This is a genomic window from Affinirhizobium capsici (assembly GCF_977018625.1).
On record NZ_CDRNXD010000004.1, the window covers coordinates 990,998 to 1,009,083 of the forward strand.

Annotated in this window: 18 protein-coding genes and 1 tRNA gene; 12 read left to right on the forward strand and 7 right to left on the reverse strand. The window is 52.8% G+C overall.

The features are described from left to right. The first annotated feature begins 197 nt into the window (after positions 1-197). The 4 genes from AC0JZ1_RS08190 to AC0JZ1_RS08205 all read left to right on the forward strand — a co-directional run bounded on the left by AC0JZ1_RS08190 (position 198) and on the right by AC0JZ1_RS08205 (position 1,320). Positions 198-530 (forward strand): hypothetical protein, encoded by a 333-nt coding sequence (locus AC0JZ1_RS08190; RefSeq protein WP_471881896.1) that lies wholly within the window; start codon positions 198-200, stop codon positions 528-530. 80 nt (positions 531-610) lie between these two features. After that, on the forward strand, positions 611-874 hold the full coding sequence (locus AC0JZ1_RS08195; RefSeq protein WP_471881897.1) for a DUF2171 domain-containing protein: 264 nt from the start codon (positions 611-613) through the stop codon (positions 872-874). A 103-nt stretch (positions 875-977) separates the two neighbouring features. Continuing rightward, positions 978-1,053: transfer RNA gene (locus tag AC0JZ1_RS08200), tRNA-Lys, on the forward strand. A gap of 87 nt (positions 1,054-1,140) precedes the next feature. Beyond that, complete coding sequence (locus AC0JZ1_RS08205) at positions 1,141-1,320, forward strand: hypothetical protein (protein ID WP_471881898.1); 180 nt, start codon at positions 1,141-1,143, stop codon at positions 1,318-1,320. A gap of 12 nt (positions 1,321-1,332) precedes the next feature. On the opposite strand, the gene AC0JZ1_RS08210 is transcribed toward AC0JZ1_RS08205, so the two are convergent. Then, entirely contained in the window at positions 1,333-1,596 is a 264-nt protein-coding gene (locus AC0JZ1_RS08210; protein ID WP_471881899.1) for a hypothetical protein, read from the reverse strand. A gap of 1,037 nt (positions 1,597-2,633) precedes the next feature. Here AC0JZ1_RS08210 and AC0JZ1_RS08215 point away from each other — a divergent pair. Next, positions 2,634-3,278, forward strand: a complete 645-nt coding sequence (locus tag AC0JZ1_RS08215; RefSeq protein ID WP_471881900.1) for a hypothetical protein — start codon at positions 2,634-2,636, stop codon at positions 3,276-3,278. A gap of 87 nt (positions 3,279-3,365) precedes the next feature. Here the strand turns inward: AC0JZ1_RS08215 and AC0JZ1_RS08220 are convergent, their stop codons facing one another. The 4 genes from AC0JZ1_RS08220 to AC0JZ1_RS08235 form a co-directional block, all read right to left on the reverse strand. Further along, positions 3,366-4,145 (reverse strand): amino acid ABC transporter ATP-binding protein, encoded by a 780-nt coding sequence (locus AC0JZ1_RS08220; protein ID WP_471881901.1) that lies wholly within the window; start codon positions 4,143-4,145, stop codon positions 3,366-3,368. A gap of 14 nt (positions 4,146-4,159) precedes the next feature. Then, positions 4,160-5,278 carry an amino acid ABC transporter permease gene (locus AC0JZ1_RS08225; protein ID WP_471883392.1) on the reverse strand — a complete coding sequence of 373 codons (1,119 nt, stop codon included), beginning with the start codon at positions 5,276-5,278 and terminating at the stop codon, positions 4,160-4,162. 36 nt (positions 5,279-5,314) lie between these two features. Beyond that, positions 5,315-6,508, reverse strand: coding sequence for an amino acid ABC transporter permease (locus tag AC0JZ1_RS08230; RefSeq protein WP_471881902.1), 1,194 nt, complete (start codon positions 6,506-6,508; stop codon positions 5,315-5,317). 115 nt (positions 6,509-6,623) lie between these two features. After that, the gene (locus AC0JZ1_RS08235) at positions 6,624-7,646 is read right to left on the reverse strand and encodes an amino acid ABC transporter substrate-binding protein (protein ID WP_471881903.1); all 1,023 of its coding nucleotides are present in this window, start codon (positions 7,644-7,646) and stop codon (positions 6,624-6,626) included. Between the two features lie 340 nt (positions 7,647-7,986). On the opposite strand from AC0JZ1_RS08235, the gene AC0JZ1_RS08240 reads away from it, so the two are divergent. Beyond that, complete coding sequence (locus tag AC0JZ1_RS08240; protein ID WP_471881904.1) at positions 7,987-9,177, forward strand: cystathionine beta-lyase; 1,191 nt, start codon at positions 7,987-7,989, stop codon at positions 9,175-9,177. Here AC0JZ1_RS08240 and AC0JZ1_RS08245 read toward each other — a convergent pair. Then, positions 9,163-10,338, reverse strand: a complete 1,176-nt coding sequence (locus AC0JZ1_RS08245; RefSeq protein ID WP_471881905.1) for an FAD-dependent oxidoreductase — start codon at positions 10,336-10,338, stop codon at positions 9,163-9,165. The genes AC0JZ1_RS08240 and AC0JZ1_RS08245 overlap by 15 nt on opposite strands. A gap of 11 nt (positions 10,339-10,349) precedes the next feature. Continuing rightward, positions 10,350-10,595, reverse strand: coding sequence for a zinc-finger domain-containing protein (locus AC0JZ1_RS08250; RefSeq protein ID WP_165221864.1), 246 nt, complete (start codon positions 10,593-10,595; stop codon positions 10,350-10,352). 159 nt (positions 10,596-10,754) lie between these two features. On the opposite strand from AC0JZ1_RS08250, the gene AC0JZ1_RS08255 reads away from it, so the two are divergent. From AC0JZ1_RS08255 to AC0JZ1_RS08280, 6 genes are all read left to right on the forward strand, one after another. After that, positions 10,755-11,534, forward strand: coding sequence for an alpha/beta fold hydrolase (locus AC0JZ1_RS08255; RefSeq protein ID WP_471881906.1), 780 nt, complete (start codon positions 10,755-10,757; stop codon positions 11,532-11,534). Positions 11,535-11,631: 97 nt separating this feature from the next. Further along, entirely contained in the window at positions 11,632-12,456 is an 825-nt protein-coding gene (cysE, locus tag AC0JZ1_RS08260) for a serine O-acetyltransferase (protein WP_471881907.1), read from the forward strand. Positions 12,457-12,567: 111 nt separating this feature from the next. Next, complete coding sequence (locus AC0JZ1_RS08265; RefSeq protein WP_377396462.1) at positions 12,568-12,771, forward strand: DUF3126 family protein; 204 nt, start codon at positions 12,568-12,570, stop codon at positions 12,769-12,771. A gap of 163 nt (positions 12,772-12,934) precedes the next feature. Then, positions 12,935-13,282 carry a phasin family protein gene (locus AC0JZ1_RS08270; protein ID WP_471881908.1) on the forward strand — a complete coding sequence of 116 codons (348 nt, stop codon included), beginning with the start codon at positions 12,935-12,937 and terminating at the stop codon, positions 13,280-13,282. Between the two features lie 231 nt (positions 13,283-13,513). Next, the gene (locus AC0JZ1_RS08275) at positions 13,514-16,429 is read left to right on the forward strand and encodes a valine--tRNA ligase (RefSeq protein ID WP_471881909.1); all 2,916 of its coding nucleotides are present in this window, start codon (positions 13,514-13,516) and stop codon (positions 16,427-16,429) included. Between the two features lie 356 nt (positions 16,430-16,785). Beyond that, on the forward strand, positions 16,786-18,066 hold the full coding sequence (locus tag AC0JZ1_RS08280) for an OmpP1/FadL family transporter (protein ID WP_471881910.1): 1,281 nt from the start codon (positions 16,786-16,788) through the stop codon (positions 18,064-18,066). Positions 18,067-18,086 lie beyond the last annotated feature (20 nt).

Here is an 18,086-nt window from a genome sequence, read left to right on the forward strand (position 1 = left end):
CTGCCTGACCTTAAATCCATGCTCGATTTGTCAACTTTGCCCGCGAGATGCCATGAAACGAGTGAGATACCAAGTGAATTATGTGTAAGCATTGATCTGACGCCCAAAGTCTAAAGGAAGGGCTGGCGCGGAGGGTGAGCGGCCTTTACCAGCTTGGTTACCAGCGCGCTGGAATCAATCATGATGAGGGGTAGATCATGCGAATATCAAAACTTGTTTTATCTTTTCTTTTCGCTGCAATGGCTGTTTTGCCAGCTAAGGCAGAAGATCTCGTTTTCATGCTTAAGAACAACACGAACTCCACGCTTGAGCGGTTCTACACATCGCCTGTAGGCGTGGATGAGTGGGAAGAAGACGTATTCGGTAACGATGTGTTGGAGCCGGGGGAAAGCATTCGTATTACCATCCGTGATGGCCGCCGCGTCTGCAAGTACAACATGCGGTTTGAGTTCACGGAGGATTCAAACCTCGATACGACTGAAGATACACAAAATCTTTGCGAGCTTGGGTCTTATGAAATTCATGAATAAAATGTGAGGTGAACGAAACCGGATGCATCCTTTGATCAGATCGCACGTTGAGGCGATGTAGAAACAAGAAGGAGAAGATCATGGTTGATGCATCCCGAATTCGCGAACATGCCGAAGTCATCGGTGCTGATGGCGTTCATGTCGGCACTGTGGACCATGTAGAAGGCAGCCGAATAAAGCTGACAAAAAAGGATAGCGGCCAGGGCAGCCACAGCGGTCACCACCATTTCCTTTCTCTTGAGCTGGTGGCAGATGTGGAAGGCGATAAGGTTCGTCTCTCTGCAAATGCGTCTGATGCAGTGAATTATTTCGAAGAAGAACAAGACGGTCGGCAGACCCATTAATTTTGACTTGTTGAAATCATAGATTTTTGCTTTCCGCGGGTTGACCGCGGAAAGCCATCTGCATATGTTCCGCCCACTTTCGAAGCGCTAGCGCTGTTGGTGAGAGAGCATAGCTCAGCCGGTAGAGCAACTGACTTTTAATCAGTAGGTCCAGGGTTCGAATCCCTGTGCTCTCACCATTTTTAACTTCCTGAAGATCATTAAATTGTCGGAACGCTGGAGCTTCCAGTTTGTTTTGCTGTCATTCCGTTAGTATGGAGGATTGCATGACAAAGGAAGTGTCGAACGACGAAGGTGCCCGGTCTGCTGATGCTCTGCTGCGCGAAGCACGCGCCGAAGAGCTTAGGACTGAGGAAAGTAAGGGCTCGGATCTCGCCAAGGGCGCTGATCGATTCGAGGAGAGATCCAGAAGTTCGGATGGCCGTTCTTCAGGCGAAAAACAGTGATCTCTTTAAGTCTCAGGGACGAGAGTATTTGAAACGTGTTACGAGTCGAACGGTGTGGTCCGGTTGAACCTCATAAAGTTCCGAATAGCGGTCGCCAAACTGGTCTCTTACCTCATAACTGAATGAACTGCCGACACGTGCATCGACGATGGGTGATCGTCCACCGTAGGTCAGGCTGGCTGGAAATGGTTCTATTCCTGCGGAAGTGGAGCAGCTGCTCTGCCCAAGGCTAAGAACCAGGAAAGCCGCCATGTGTAAGGTGCGTCGGGCGGTCATTGTATCGTTCCAATTCATAAAAACATTTAAGGTGAAGGTAGCGACGGAACATCCAGCTGCCAAGTCTAAATCAGGCCCAGGACAGGGGCGGGTACCAGTACCAGTACCAGGTGAGAGCCATTCTCAACGTGAAGAGCTCATACGAAGCATCTGGCTAAGCTTGATCAATTCGCGATCTGCGCCGCCGCTCCTTAGATCCGTGCAGCGATTGAGAATACGCCTTTGCTCGCTTCGGGATTTGCTGGAGAACATGTTGCGCTGGGCATCGGAAAGGCTCCGGCCCCCATTACTTCCGCTATTGTTGAAATTTGGACTGCCAGCATTGTTTCCCACACTGCCGTCTGGGTTGCTTCCGCCTCCCGAATTGTTGGTAGCGGAGGATCCTCCGCCGAGGCCAATATTAACGCCAATTCCTGAACGGCCGGAGCTGCCAATGTCGGCACTGGCATTTGCGTTCAAGCCCGGTCTTCCGCCAACAGATGCCCCGACATCTATTCCCAGGCCGTCTCGTTTTGAAAGATTGGTGTCGGCCGTGATCCCGCCGCTTCCACCAATAGAGGCATTAGCGTCTGAAAGGCCCTGCGAGCCACCGACTGCTGTATCTGCGTTGATGCCACCACTCCCGCCAATTGATGCGTTGACCCCCAAGCCATCGCTTGTGCCAACACCAACGCTTATTCAGTTTTCTCCTCCTATCGAGAGACTTTCTCCGTAAGAGGGTTCAATCGAAGCGATTACCAGAAAGCAAGAGAGGGCCACTGCATGTAATTTTCCGATCACTTCTGTTCATCCTTACGCTGCATGATTCAGCTTGGGATTGAACAGGCGCTCCAAAAAAATGTTGCTCATTTTCAGCATGGGTTAACGAAATCCGTTAATGGCGAGTTAACATTTTAGGCGATTTGCTGTGTTGTCCCGAATTCGATCGCTGTCCCTCATCAAATCAATTTGTTCAGGTTCTATTCAGGTGTGTCTCCAACTCGCCTTGGGAATAGGGTAGTAGCCCCTTCGAATAGAGATGAACAACGGAGAGCGTTATGCGGTCCCTCCCGATTTCCATCGCGATAGTCTACTCAGTTTGCGTATCTGGAGCGCACGCAGAGGAGGCTGCGCTTATTTGGGCACCTAGTAAGCTGTCTGACACCGCCTATATTGCGCGTATTGGATTGCGTATCCCAGGCTATGATTATGCGTCTACGGGCGTCGATCTAGGGGTGCAATCCACAGTAAAAGGCGGTCCTGCGGAAGTTCCAGTCAGGTTATGGGGCCAAGTGAAGGCAGCTTCCGTCAAAACCGCGGCCTACCAACTTAATCGTGACATTGCGTTCGATCTAAATGCGGTCACTGGATATACAAGCGCGCAGATGGGCCTCTCCAGCAAACGCATCATCAGCCCTGACCTGGATATGGAACTGAAAAGAAGTATTGCAGTTTCCTATGATCAGAACCTGGGCTCCTGGGGCGGGCTCAATGCGTCACAGAGCATCCGATGGTCCAACCCTAACTGGGGTAGTGCTGTTCTAGTCAGCGCAGGCAGCGCCGATAGCCTGAGTCATGTCACTACGACTGTCGCTATCGAACAAAAGATCGGCAAGCGCATCAAGGTAACAGGGCAGGTCGATTCGCTTACTGGTCCGGCGCCGAGGCCAGCCATAAATGCCCGTTATTCCATCCGTTGGTAACAGCAGTAACACGGCTCTCGCGCCGAAATGCTAGGTTACAAGAACCCACATAAGGAGAGGGGCACCGAAGTGCCCCGCCAATATCCGTCAATGAAGAATCTGGCTCAGGAAGAGCTTTGTGCGCTCGTGCTGAGGATTGTCAAAGAACTCGGCAGGTGAGTTCTGCTCGACGATCTGTCCCTGGTCCATGAAGATAACTCGGTTAGCAACCTGCCTTGCGAAGCCCATCTCGTGAGTCACGCAAAGCATGGTCATACCTTCTTCAGCGAGGCTTACCATGGTATCGAGAACTTCCTTGACCATTTCGGGATCGAGAGCAGAAGTCGGTTCGTCGAATAGCATGATCTTTGGTTTCATGCAGAGCGAACGAGCAATGGCAACACGCTGCTGCTGACCGCCAGACAACTGCCCAGGATACTTATTCGCCTGTTCCGGAATTTTGACGCGCTCGAGATAATGCATCGCAATTTCTTCCGCCTGCTTCTTGGGCATCTTGCGAACCCAAATAGGCGCAAGTGTGCAGTTCTCAAGGATAGTCAGGTGCGGAAAGAGGTTGAAGTGCTGGAACACCATGCCGACTTCCCGGCGCACTTCATCGATCTTCTTGAGGTCATTCGTCAGTTCGATTCCGTCAACGACGATTTGGCCGGACTGATGCTCTTCCAAGCGATTGATGCAGCGGATCATGGTTGATTTACCAGAACCCGACGGCCCTGCAATGACGATGCGTTCGCCGCGCATGACCTTTAGGTTGATATCACGCAGTACGTGAAAATCACCATACCACTTGTTCATATTGGTAATTTCAATCGCGACATCGGTCTGGGATACCGTCATGGCGCTGTTGTTTGCCTTTTGAGCGGACATAGAAAATTCCCCTTTTATCGCTTGTGACCAGTATCGAGATGGCGTTCCATGAAGAGCGAATAACGAGACATCCCGAAGCAGAAAATCCAGAACACGAAACCTGCGAAAACATAGCCGGTGACTGGCGTGACTGGTGTTGCCCAATTCGGGTCAGCCTGGTTCAGTGTGACAATACCCAGCAGATCGAACATGCCTATGATGGATACAAGCGAGGTATCCTTGAACAGTCCAATGAAAGTATTGACGATGCCAGGAATGACGAGCTTGAGCGCCTGCGGCAGGATGACAAGACGCATTTTCTGCCAATAGCCCAGACCCAGAGAATCCGCACCTTCATACTGACCACGAGGCATGGCCTGTAAACCACCACGAATGACTTCCGCCATGTAGGCTGAGGAGAAGATGGATACACCGATGAGTGCGCGCAGTAGCTTATCGAAAGTCCAGCCATCCGGAAGAAAGAGCGGCAGCATCACGCTGGCGAAGAACAAAACCGTGATCAATGGAATACCGCGCACGACCTCAATGAAGAGCACGCAAAGCATCTTGATGACTGGGAGGTTTGACCGTCTGCCCAGAGCGAGAAGTATACCGATTGGCAGTGACACCGTAATGCCGAAGAAGGACAGAACCAGCGTAACCATGAGGCCGCCCCAGAGCTGTGTCTCTACTGGCTGAAGGCCAAAGCCACCGGTCAGCAGAAAGAAGGATACAGCCGGCAGCACGATGAACAGAGCCAATGCATTCCAACCCTTGGCTGGCGCTTTTGGAATCAGCATCGGGATAAGCAGGACGACGAACATCGCCATGACGAACATCGGGCGCCAACGCTCATCCAGAGGATAGCGGCCAAAGATGAACTGCTGGAACTTCGCTGAAACGAATGCCCAGCATGCGCCCGATTGACCATCCGGAAGGGCGCCGCCCTGTGCGACCGTCAGGCATGCTGTTCGGTCTGTTCCAGTCCACACAGCATCGATGAAGAGCCACTGGATAATCGGGGGCAAAGCAAGAGCGAGAAGCGCCAGAGCCAAGATGCTCATCACGATGTCTTTGGGCGTGGCGAAAAGATTTACCCGTAGCCAATGCACCGCACCTTTTTGACTGGAAGGTGCGCTGCGCGGTGACGTCATTTCCTGACGCACATATGTAAAATCAGTGTTCGACATTTATCTCTCCACCAGCGCCATTTTTGCGTTGAACCAGTTCATGAAGAGCGCGGTCGTAACCGATAGCGACAGATAGATTGCAAGCCAGAGAGCGACAATTTCAACTGCCTGACCTGTCTGGTTCAGCATCGTTCCGCCGACAGCGACGACATCGGCGAAACCGACGGCAACTGCCAGAGAGGAGTTCTTCGTAAGGTTCAGATACTGGCTTGTCAGCGGCGGGATAATAATCCGCATTGCCTGAGGAATAATGATCAGGCGAGTTGTCACATTTGGCCGCAAGCCCAAGGCGCTTGCTGCTTCTGATTGCCCCTTGGCCACCGCCTTGATGCCGCCACGAACGATTTCAGCAATGAACGACGCGGTGTAGAAGGACAACGCAAGATAGAGAGAAATAAATTCGGGTGCGACAACGGAGCCACCCGTCAAGTTGAAACGGCTAGCGGTTGGATAATCAAATGTCACCGGCAAGCCAAGCGCGATGAAAGTCGCGAGTGGCACGAGCACAATGAGGCCCAGGCTTACCCAGCCAGATGGAAATTGCTTGCCGGTGGCTGCCTGCCGCCTGCGACTCCAATTGGAAATCAGGATGGAGGCAATAACCGCAATGATAAACGCAACCCCAGCGACCCAGGCAGTTTCGCCCCAAACAGCCTTGGGAAAGAATAGGCCACGGTTATTCAGGTAGGAACCAAGAGGAAGTGCGAGCGATTCACGCGCTTGCGGAAGAATAGTTATGACGCCCTTGTACCAGAAGAATATAACCAGCAAAGGAGGGATGTTTCGAAAGATTTCAACATACGTTTGCGCTAGTCTCGCGATTAGCCAGTTATGAGACAGCCGCGCGATACCGACAATAAAGCCAATAATTGTCGCGGTAATGATGCCCGCGATCGCGACTTGAAGCGTGTTGAGCAGACCTACAAGAAGTGCTCGTCCGTACGTGGAATCACTCGTATAGTCGATTGGACGTTGGCCGATATCGAAGCCAGCGCGCCCCTGCAGAAAGCCGAAGCCGGATGCAATGTTGGCTCTCTGGAGATTGTGAATCGTGTTCTGCGTCACGATCCAAACAAACAGCGCTACCAAAGCGACTGTCACTACCTGATAAAATATTCCGCGCGCTTGCGGGTCGTAAATCAGCGAAGAAAGACTCTTTCGAGGCTTTCCCGAGCTGAGCGCGTCGCCTGCCATGGGCACTTTTCCCTCTCACATGCTCTTTTGAGCGTTTTATTGCCCTTTCGGGTTTTGTTTACGCCGAAGGCGGAGATGACTCCGCCTTCAACATTTTTCTAAAGGATCTAAAGTATTAGCGTGCAGGAGGAGCGTACTGCAGGCCGCCCTTTGTCCACAGTGCGTTCAGGCCGCGCTGGATCTTCAGCGGAGTGCTCGGACCGACGTTGCGGTCAAAGACTTCACCGTAGTTGCCGACGTGCTTGATCACATTGTAAGCCCATTCGTTGGTGAGACCCATATCCGTGCCGAGCTTGGTGCCTTCTTCCGAGCCGAGAAGACGCTTCACGTCTGGGCTGCCGCTGGTCTTCATTTCATCGACGTTCTTGGATGTTACGCCAAATTCTTCAGCGTTGACCATTGCGTAGTGGACCCAGGAAACAATGTCGAACCACTGATCGTCGCCCTGGCGAACAGCCGGTCCAAGCGGTTCCTTGGAAATGACTTCCGGCAGAACTTCGTTTTCGTCGGGGTTCTTCATCTTCAAGCGAATAGCGTACAGGCCAGACTGGTCGGTCGTGTAAACGTCGCAACGGCCGGAGTCATATGCGCCTGTCGCGTCAGATTCTTTTTCGAAAACAACCGGGTTGTACTGAAGGTTGTTGGCCTTGAAGTAGTCGGCCAGGTTCAGTTCGGTCGTCGTTCCCTGCTGAACGCAAACGGCTGCGCCCGAGAGTTCGAGAGCGGACTTAACGTTGAGAGCCTTCTTAACAATGAAGCCCTGACCGTCATAGTAGTTTACCGTACGGAAGTTGAAGCCCAGCGATGTATCGCGGCTCAGTGTCCAGGTGGTGTTACGCGTCAGGACGTCGATTTCCCCGGACTGAAGGGCCGGGAAACGGTCCTTGGCAGACAGCGCTACAACCTTGTACTTCGAAGCGTCGCCGAAAACAGCTGCGGCGATGCCTTTGCAGTAGTCGACGTCGATGCCGGTCCATTCACCCTTATCATCCGGGTTGGAGAAGCCCGGAATGCCGCTGCTGACGCCGCAGGATACAAAGCCCTTTGCCTTCACGTCTGCAAGCGTGGCAGCGGATGCAGCCGTGGCGGCGCCAAGGACTGCCGCGCCAATCGCGGCTGACAGGATTGTCTTTTTCATTTTCCCAACCTTTGTCTGTTTGTTTTTTAGAATAAATTACTCACGAAGAGTTATTTTCCATGAGTTTGCTCGCAAGGCCTCCCCAAAACGAGCCGGGCGTATCACAGTCGGAAATCTTCGCGCCGGTCAAGAGTTGCCTTTTATATTAGCGCCCAAAATTCGACAAATTTCAGTGTGCTGATGATATATGAGGCAAGATCTGCAAATTTGTGCAGTTTTTGGAGCTGATGATGTCGTTTTTTGACCACATGATGCATAGCTTCCTTTAGCATTTTGGCTTGACGATGATCCGTGATAGCACCGCATTGAATCGTCATTTCGATGCAGGAACATTCGTCAGATGAAAAACAAAACCGCCGTCGATGCCTTAGGCGAAAACACCCGCCTTGCTCATCTCGGGAATGACCCGGCCAACTTTTACGGCTTTGTAAACCCACCTATCACGCGCGGATCGACTGTGCTGTTCCCTGATGCGCATACGATGGAAACGCGAGGCCAGAAATACAGCTACGGCACGCGCGGTACGCCAACCACAGATGCACTGTGTGAAGCTTTTAACGAGCTGGAAGGAGCGGCTGGCACAATCCTGGTGCCGTCCGGCCTGGCTGCGATAACCATTCCATTTCTTGCCTATCTTTCGGCTGGCGATCATGCCCTCATCGTCGATTCAGTTTACGGACCTTGCCGCCAATTTTGCGATACGACTTTGAAGCGCCTCAGCGTTTCGGTCGAGTATTACGACCCCGCTGTTGGAGCTGGACTTGAAAGTTTGATCCGCCCGAATACGAGGCTCGTTCATACGGAAGCGCCCGGTTCCAACACCTTTGAGATGCAAGATATACGACTTATTTCAGAAATTGCACATAGGCATGGATGTGTCGTGACCATGGACAATACATGGGCAACGCCTTTGTACTTCCGGCCACTTGATCACGGTGTTGATGTGTCAATGCATGCAACAACCAAGTACCCGTCCGGTCATTCTGATATTGTCATGGGCTCGGTATCTGCAAACGCGCAACATTGGCCGCGTCTGCTCGAAACTCAACTTTCGTTGGGAATCTGTGGTGCACCAGAGGATTCCTATCTCATTTTGCGTGGCTTGCGCAGCATGGGAGTACGGCTTGCTCATCACCAAAAAAGCACGCTTGAAATTGCCCGTTGGCTTGAAACACTGGATCTTGTTGATCGCGTGATGCACCCCGCGCTGGAAAGTTTCCCCGGACACGATATCTGGAAACGGGATTTTTCCGGTTCAAGCGGCATTTTCTCCTTCGTTTTGAAGGTAGACGACAAGGCACAGTTCAAGCCGAAGGCACATGCTTTCTTGGACGCGCTCAGCATCTTTGGCCTTGGCTATTCCTGGGGTGGCTATGAAAGTCTGGCAGTTCACGTCAACCTCTCAGACCGTACAATCTGCAAGGCACCCGAAACCGGCCCTGTTATCCGTCTTCAAATTGGCCTTGAAGATGTGGCCGATCTTAAACGCGATTTGGAGGCTGGTTTCGCGGCAGTCTCAGCTTTGACCTAGGGTGAACTCGTAGCCGTATAGCCAATCAAGGTCTGCCGCGAGCGATTGCGGCGGACGCAATGACAGAACGAAATCACGCGCCACGCGAACAGGTCCGCGTGCGTGATAAACAAAGCGATTGAAGTCGCCTCTTCGGCGAACCAGCGCAGTGCGATGTTTGCGTGACCTCTCATAAGCGTGCAAAGCCGCAGGCAGATCATCGCATATGCTCACCCGCTCCGCCAATTCGTAAGCATCCTCAATTGCCATTGCTGCGCCTTGGGCGGAGAAGGGCATCATGGCATGAGCGGCATCGCCCACCAACGCCGTAAAATGCCCATCCTGCCAGGCACCATCGCTAACCTGGTAAAGTGGCCAGAAGCGAGGCTGTTCGATGTGCCTCAGCATGTTCAAAATGTCGTTGCTCCAACCTTTGAACTGCTCGAGCAGAATTCGTTTTTGTTCGGTAGAGGCTTGTGCATCCCAAGTCTCACCTGGATTGATGCCTGCTGCTATGGCGACGATATTAAACACGCTTGCTTCCCTCAACGGGTAGGCAACCATATGTGCGGACGGTCCTAAAAATGCTGTGACGTTGGAGGGATCGAGAAAGGATGGACAGGATTCGAAGGGTAGGGTGAAGCGCCAGGCAACATTTCCGGAAAAATCCGGTTCCGGCGCATTTACAATCTTGTTTCGGATGCTCGACCACACACCGTCTGCGCCGATGATGAGATCCGGTGTGACGCCAGTCAATGCAGATATGGCAGCCTTGTCAGCTTGCTCGAATCTTCGAGCGAGAACTAATTCGCAATATTCATTTTGCTGTACGGCTTTTGCGAGTGCATTTTGAAGCGTGGCGCGATGCAACACTCCGTAGGGCGCCCCCCAGCGTTCCCGCGCCGCCGCTCCTAAAGGGAGAGATGCAAGCTTGCGCAAACTGTGGCCCGAAACCATTTGAATGAACTGGGGTTCGGCCCAGACAGTCTCCAAGTCAGTCAGAACTCCCAACTTGGCCAGCACTCGTGCAGCATTGGGTGATACCTGCAGCCCTGCGCCAACCTGAGCCAGGTAAGGTGCCTGTTCAATGACATGAACCCGTATGCCGTGCTTTGCGAGTGCCAGTGCAGCCGTGAGGCCAGCCATGCCGGCCCCCACAATCGCAGCAGATTTGATGGTCATGATTGGAAGCTTTAAGCAGCCTTCACGTGGAAGACGCAGCCGGGAGGATTGGTTTCCTCAGCTTTCAGCGCAGGATTGTAACGATAAAGCGTGGAGCAGTAGGAGCAGACCTTTTCATTGTCATCGCCCATATCGATATAAATGTGCGGATGATCGAATGGCACGTTTGCGCCGGTGCACATGAATTCCTTTACCCCGACTTCAATCAGGCGATGTCCACCGTCGTTCTGAAAATGAGGGATACCGTGACCGGCCATGGAAATTCTCCAGTTGCTTTGTTATGTGGCGACATTACCCGTGCCGCCGCCGAATGTGTAGGGGTGCAAACAAAACCTCGACTGGAATAACGTGAATTCCACCTTGGGAAGTTGCTGCGCAATTATCTTGTCTTGCTGACCGCAATAGAAAGTTTTTCGATGAATCTCAATACGCCTGAATTCTCCCGCTTTGAGCATGACGGATTGTCGCTGGCCTATTTCGATGAAGGCGATGCAACGGGAGAACCCGTTTTGCTTATTCATGGCTTTGCCTCAAGCGCAAGCGTGAACTGGGTTCATCCGGGTTGGCTGAAAACACTGGCGGATGCTGGATACCGCGTCATAGCAATTGATAATCGCGGCCACGGTGCCAGTGACAAGCCGTTGGAAACGGATGCTTACCGTCCCTGGGTCATGGCGGGCGATGCGGTTGCCCTGCTTGATCATCTGGGGATCAAGGCTGCTCACTTTATGGGTTATTCAATGGGTGCTCGCATCTCTACCTTTGCGGCACTCAACCATCAGAACCGCATTCGCTCGCTCGTTCTTGGCGGCCTGGGTATTGGCATGACCGATGGCGTTGGCGATTGGGACCCAATTGCGGATGCTCTTTTAGCCGATGATCCAACCGGTATCTCTCATGAGCGCGGGAAGATGTTTCGTGCCTTTGCTGATCAAACGCGAAGCGACCGCAACGCTCTGGCTGCCTGCATTCGTGGATCCCGTGACCTCGTGGAGCGGCAGGCAATGGCCACCATCAAGGTTCCAACTTTGATTGGAGTCGGAACGAAGGATGATATTGCCGGGTCTCCTCATGAACTTGCCGAACTGATGCCAAACGCGCGCGCACTCGATATTCCCAACCGGGATCATATGCTGGCGGTTGGAGACAAGGTGTTCAAGGCAGCGGTGCTGGATTTCTATCGAGAAATCGGATGAGCAATGGCTTTGGCCATTGGTCGGATTTTCCGGCGGTCATTGGTGTTTCACCAATTGTGTTCTATATCATTAGCTCTTCGAGCAAGAGGATACCGCCATGGTGGCACGTAGCGACATTCGAGTTCAGGAGCCTTTCGCTTCGGTCGATCCTATTTGGGATAGCCTGCGACAGGAAGCTAAGGCGGGCGCGGAGCGTGACCCTGTTCTGGCGGCCTTCCTTTATTCCACTGTGCTAAACCACAAATCGCTGGAAGATTGCGTCATCCATCGCATCTGCGAGCGGCTTGACCATCCCGATATGCAGGCCGTTCTGTTGCGGCAAACCTTTGATGAAATGCTGGCGCATTGGCCGGAATGGGGTTCCATACTGCGTGTCGACATTCAGGCCTATTATGACCGTGATCCCGCGTGCACACGGTTTCTAGAACCCGTATTGTACTTCAAGGGGTTTCACGCGATCCAGACCCATCGGCTTGCGCACTGGTTGATAAACAACGACCGCCGTGATTTTGCGCTTTATCTTCAAAGCCGTTCTTCGAGTGTATTCCAAACAGATATCAATCCTGCTGCCCGCATTGGTAAGGGTCTGTTTCTTGATCATGCAACCGGTCTGGTGGTCGGGGAAACTGCGGTCATTGGCGACAATGTTTCCATTCTACACGGCGTGACGTTAGGTGGCACGGGCAAAGAAGGTGCCGACCGTCATCCCAAGATTAGTCACGGGGTTTTGATAGGGGCAGGGGCCAAGATTCTCGGCAACATTGATGTCGGACACTGCTCGCGTATTGCCGCAGGCTCGGTTGTTTTAAAATCCGTGCCGCATAACTCAACTGTTGCCGGCGTTCCGGCCAAAGTGGTCGGTGCGGCAGGATGTACCGAACCATCACGTCTGATGAACCAGATGATCGCTAGCGAGGATTGATCGGGTCCGCGGAGTGTCGTTTGCAGGGGAGAGAATGACGGAAGCTCCTTTACATTCGGCGCGATACCATGCCAAAAGCCGCCGAACCATAAAGAAGACGGAGAAACACCGGTGAAAGCTGAAGAAATCAAGAAACTCGACGCCTATTTCAAGCGTGTGTTCAATCCGACGATGAGCGTTAAGGCGCGTCCCCGGAAGGACGATTCCGCAGAGGTTTACGCGGGCGATGAATTTCTTGGCGTCGTTTATGTGGATGACGAGGACGATGAGCGTTCCTACAACTTCTCGATGGCCATCCTCGACGTCGATCTCTGATCGATCCGACATGAAACATGAATGAGGCGGACTTCGGTTCGCCTTTTTTATGGCCGATGCAGCCTTTCGTGCAAAGGCTTCTCGCAACTGCGAACGAGAGACGCTTGACTTTTGCGGTGCAAAATAATTCTATCAGGAATTGAATGAACTCAGGAGGTGGAGAATGTTCAATCTTGATGACGCAAACCGTCAAAGCAAACAGGTTCTCGACGGCATGTTGAAGAACTATTCCGAAGTGGCAAAAGGCCTTCAGGCCATCGCGACTGAAAACACCGATTATTCCCGTAGGGTTTTCCAGGATTTCACCGCGCACATGGAGCGCCTGATGGGCGTTCGCAATGTCGAAACCGCGTTAGAATTGCAGGCTGGTTTTGCCAAATCCGCTTACGAAGGTTTTGTAGCTCAAAGCACGCGCATTGGCGAACTTTATGCCGACCTTGGCAAGACGGTGGCCAAACCATTCGAGGCAGCTGTTCCTCAATCAACTGGTTTGATAAAAACGCCTGTTTAAGTGACTGCGCAATTCCTGCTGCGCTGAAGTGGTGCTTGGACAATTTGAAGGCCGAGACATTTGAACAATGTTTCGGCCTTTTGCATTTCCGCTGCTGCGCTGATTACCATGTATAGGGTCAAGAAGGTCTGCGTCACAGCCGCACCCTAATTATCGCCGCTTTTTTATTGACTCGCTTTTTGCAGTCCTATTTACAGCCAACAACGAGAACTCGAAATTTCCGGTCAGAAAATGCTCGAAAAGACCTATGATTCTGCCTCCGTCGAACCGAAAATTGCCGCTGCCTGGGATGAGGCGGATGCGTTTCGTGCTGGCGCAAATGCTAAACCCGGTGCTGAGACATTCACCATCGTGATTCCGCCGCCGAATGTGACGGGCTCCTTGCACATGGGCCATGCGCTCAACAATACGCTGCAGGACATCATGGTGCGTTTCGAGCGGATGCGAGGCAAGGATGTGCTTTGGCAACCGGGAATGGACCACGCAGGCATCGCAACGCAAATGGTTGTCGAACGCAAGCTGATGGAAGCCCAACAGCCGGGTCGTCGCGAGCTTGGACGTCAGGCTTTCATCGACAAAGTTTGGGAATGGAAGGCTGAATCCGGCGGCTTGATTTTCAATCAGCTAAAGCGATTGGGTGCGTCCTGCGATTGGTCGCGAGAGCGCTTTACGATGGATGAGGGGCTATCTAAAGCCGTTCTGGAAGTCTTCGTCACGCTCTACAAGCAGGGTTTGATCTACCGTGGAAAGCGGTTGGTGAATTGGGACCCCAAATTCGAGACGGCAATCTCCGATATCGAAGTTGAGAACCGTGAAGTTGACGGCCACATGTGGCACTTCAAATATCCGCTCGCAGGGGGTGAAACCTATACCTATGTGGAGAAGGATGCGGACGGCAACATCGTCCTCCAAGAAGAGCGCAACTACATTTCCATCGCGACCACACGTCCGGAAACCATGCTGGGCGATGGCGCTGTTGCGGTGAACCCATCTGATGAGCGCTATGCCGCGATCATTGGAAAGCTTTGCGAAATCCCGGTTGGTCCAAAGGAGCATCGCCGTCTTATCCCAATTATCGCTGATGAATATCCGGACCCGACTTTTGGCTCTGGTGCCGTCAAGATTACCGGCGCACATGACTTCAACGATTATCAGGTCGCCAAGCGAAACGACATTCCGCTCTATCGCCTGATGGATACAGAGGCTAGGCTGCGAAGCGACGGCGAATCCTATGCGCGCTGCGTTGAGCTCGCTCTTGAAATCACACGTTCGGGCCGCTTGCCGTCTGAAGCTGAGGTTGATGATATCAACCTTGTGCCGGACGAGTATCGCGGGCTGGACCGTTATGAAGCCCGCAAGCGGATTGTGGATGCAATCAATGCTGAGGGCCTGGCTGTCACGACGAAGGATGTCGAAGGCAATGACATCCCCTTCGTGGAGAACAAGAAGATCATGCAGCCCTTCGGTGACCGCTCGAACGTGGTCATCGAGCCTATGCTGACGGATCAATGGTTCGTTGATGCCAAGACGCTGGCAGAACCGGCTATCGCTTCCGTTCGCGAAGGGCGCACAAATTTCGTTCCGAAGAATTGGGACAAGACTTACTTCGAGTGGATGGAAAATATCCAGCCTTGGTGCATCTCTCGTCAGCTTTGGTGGGGCCACCAGATTCCTGCATGGTATGGTCCTGACGGTCAGGTTTTTGTTGAGAAGACTGAGGAAGAGGCAATGGATGCTGCTGTACAGCATTATCTTGCCCATGAAGGTCCATGGAAAGCCTGGGTTCAGGAAAGGCTTGAGAACTTTGAGCCGGGGTCGATCCTGACCCGCGATGAAGATGTTCTGGATACGTGGTTCTCTTCTGCTCTCTGGCCGTTCTCTACCCTGGGCTGGCCGGATCAAACGCCGGAACTGGCTCGGTATTATCCAACGAGCGTTCTTGTTACCGGCTTTGACATCATCTTCTTCTGGGTTGCCCGGATGATGATGATGGGCATCCATTTCATGAAGGATGAGGAAGGCAATTCTGTCGAACCGTTCCACACTGTTTATGTTCACGCACTGGTGCGGGACAAGAACGGTCAGAAGATGTCCAAGTCCAAGGGCAATGTCATTGATCCGTTAGAACTCATTGACGAGTACGGAGCCGATGCATTGCGCTTCACGCTGGCAATCATGGCGGCACAGGGTCGGGACGTGAAGCTTGATCCGGCGCGAATTGCAGGTTACCGCAACTTCGGTACGAAGCTATGGAACGCAACGCGTTTCGCGGAGATGAACGGCGTCAAGCGTGATCCGAAGTTCCTGCCGGAAGCCGCGACCTTAACGGTCAATCGCTGGATTTTGACTGAACTTTCCTCGACCATTGCTGATGTTACCACTGCAATTGAGACACAACGTTTCAATGATGCGGCGGGAATTCTTTACCGCTTCGTTTGGAACCAAGTCTGTGACTGGTATCTGGAATTGCTGAAGCCAATCTTCTCTGGAGAAGACGAGGTGGCGAAGGCAGAGGCGCAAGCTTGCGTGGCCTATGTTCTGGAAGAAGCATATAAGCTGCTTCACCCATTTATGCCGTTCATGACTGAGGAGCTTTGGGCTCACACCTCCGAACGTTCCAACTTGCTGTGTCACACAGATTGGCCTGCTCCATCCTTCGCTGATGATGGTGCAGCCGCGGAAATGAATTGGCTTGTGGATCTCGTCACGGGTCTTCGCTCCGCCCGTTCGGAAATGAATGTTCCGCCTTCTGCCAAAGCCCCTCTGATCATTGTGGGAGCTTCTGCCTTGACGCAGGGTAGGCTGCAGCGTCATCGGGCGGCTATTGAGCGTCTTGCTCGCGTGGAAAGCATTGAGCTTGCTGAAACTGCGCCGCGGGGTGCGGCACAGGTTATCATCGGCGAGGCAACGGCCTGTCTTCCGCTTGGCAGCTTGATCGATCTGACCGCAGAAAAGGCTCGTATCGAGAAGGCTCTCGGCAAGGTTGATGCAGATATTGATCGTACTCAGAAGAAGCTGGGCAACGAGAAATTTGTTGCCAATGCTGATCCCGAGGTTGTCGCCGCTGAACGGGAAAGACTGGCCGAATTGGAAGTGCGGCAGGCAAGCCTTAGAACCGCACTTCAACGAGTCAGCGAAGCGGGTTGATTGCCCTTATAGATTCGCAAAACGGGAGCCATCGGTGCGTGACATCGATGGCTTTTTCATTTCGATGGTCCGGTTCCGCCCTGAACTGCAATAAATAGTCACAAACTCGCCTAAATCCGCCTTTGTTGCGGATCTGCCACTTTCTGTCGCGTTTTGAAATAATAATCTATGCCGGGCCCCTCTGGAGCTTACGGCGAAAAATTTGTTTCAACAGAATGGCATATTTCGCTAGTGTTTCAATTTTTTACGTAAATTTTGCTGGGATGTTTTTGCGGTGCGGCGAAAAGTGGCGAAGTTGTGTTTTGCTTGCGAATGATTACCCTCGCATGGGGCACATATCCGGGAGTGGGAGAAATATGGAAAGCAGGCATATTAAGCGCGGCATCTTGGCGGTCGCAGCGATTGGCGCACTTAACACGACCGCGCTTGCAGGTGGTTTGGAACGTGGCGGCTACAACGTAGATTTGCTTTTTGATCCTTCATCTGTTGCGATCGAGTCTTCCGCGACATACGTCGCTCCACAGCGCAAACTTAAGAACGTGCAGGACACGGATACAAGCTCTGCCGCGTTTCCCTTCAACGGTACCAGAGCTGGTACCACCGGTGGTGGCAATCTTAACAACCGTTCCAATCGGGCAGACGACAGCGAGGGCTATTGGGTCCCGCGCGTTGGTATCAAAGGCGCTATCGGCGACTCCGCTGACTGCATGTTCGACTATTCGCAGCCATGGGGCGCGCATCTGAAGCCCGGTGCAAACTGGGCAGGCGCGAACAATAACATCGAAACTAAGGTCAACAGCGATAACTATGCTGTAACCTGCTCCTACCGTTTTGATGTGGGTCCAGGCCAGTTGCGCGTCATCGGTGGTGGGTTCTATCAGCAAGTCGATGGCTTCAAGGAGCGTCTGGTTCAGGATTTCACGCGCGTTCCCGCAGCATTCGGTGGACTGCAAAGCGGTGTCGGTCGTCTTGATCTAAAGGGCGACGGTTGGGGTTGGCGCGCCGGTCTCGCCTACGAAATTCCTGAATACGCATTCCGTGCCAGCCTTGTTTACAACAGTGAAGTCAATCTCGATGATATCACGGGCACACTGAATCTCTCCGGCGTCGGCCGCGGCGTTTTCAATGTCTTCGGCGCGCAGAAAATGCCTGATACGCTGGAGTTGAAGGTTCAGTCCGGCATCGCACCTGACTGGTTGGCATTTGGCTCGGTCAAATGGGTCGACTGGAGCCAGCTTGGCACTATCCCGTTCTGCGTTGTTGGTACGGCATCCTCCTGCACCACTCCTCGCCAAATCACTTCACTCGATCTTGGCTACCGTGATGGTTGGACGATCACAGGCGGTATCGGCCACAAGTTTAACGAACAGTGGAGCGGTGCGGTCAGCTTGACCTGGGATCGTGGCACGAGCCAGGGCTATGGTACACAGACCGATAGCTGGACCTTGGGCGCTGGCGTATCATACCTCCCAACGAAGAATGTTGAGCTGCGTCTTGCCGGCGCCCTCGGCGTTCTTACGAGTGGTTCTTCCGGTCAGGTTACCATCAATGGTATCACCTACGGCAACGACGTGAGATACGATTTCGGCAACGATCTCGTGGCTGCTGTCTCGACGTCGCTGAAGGTCAAGTTCTGATAGATAACGGGTAGGCCGTA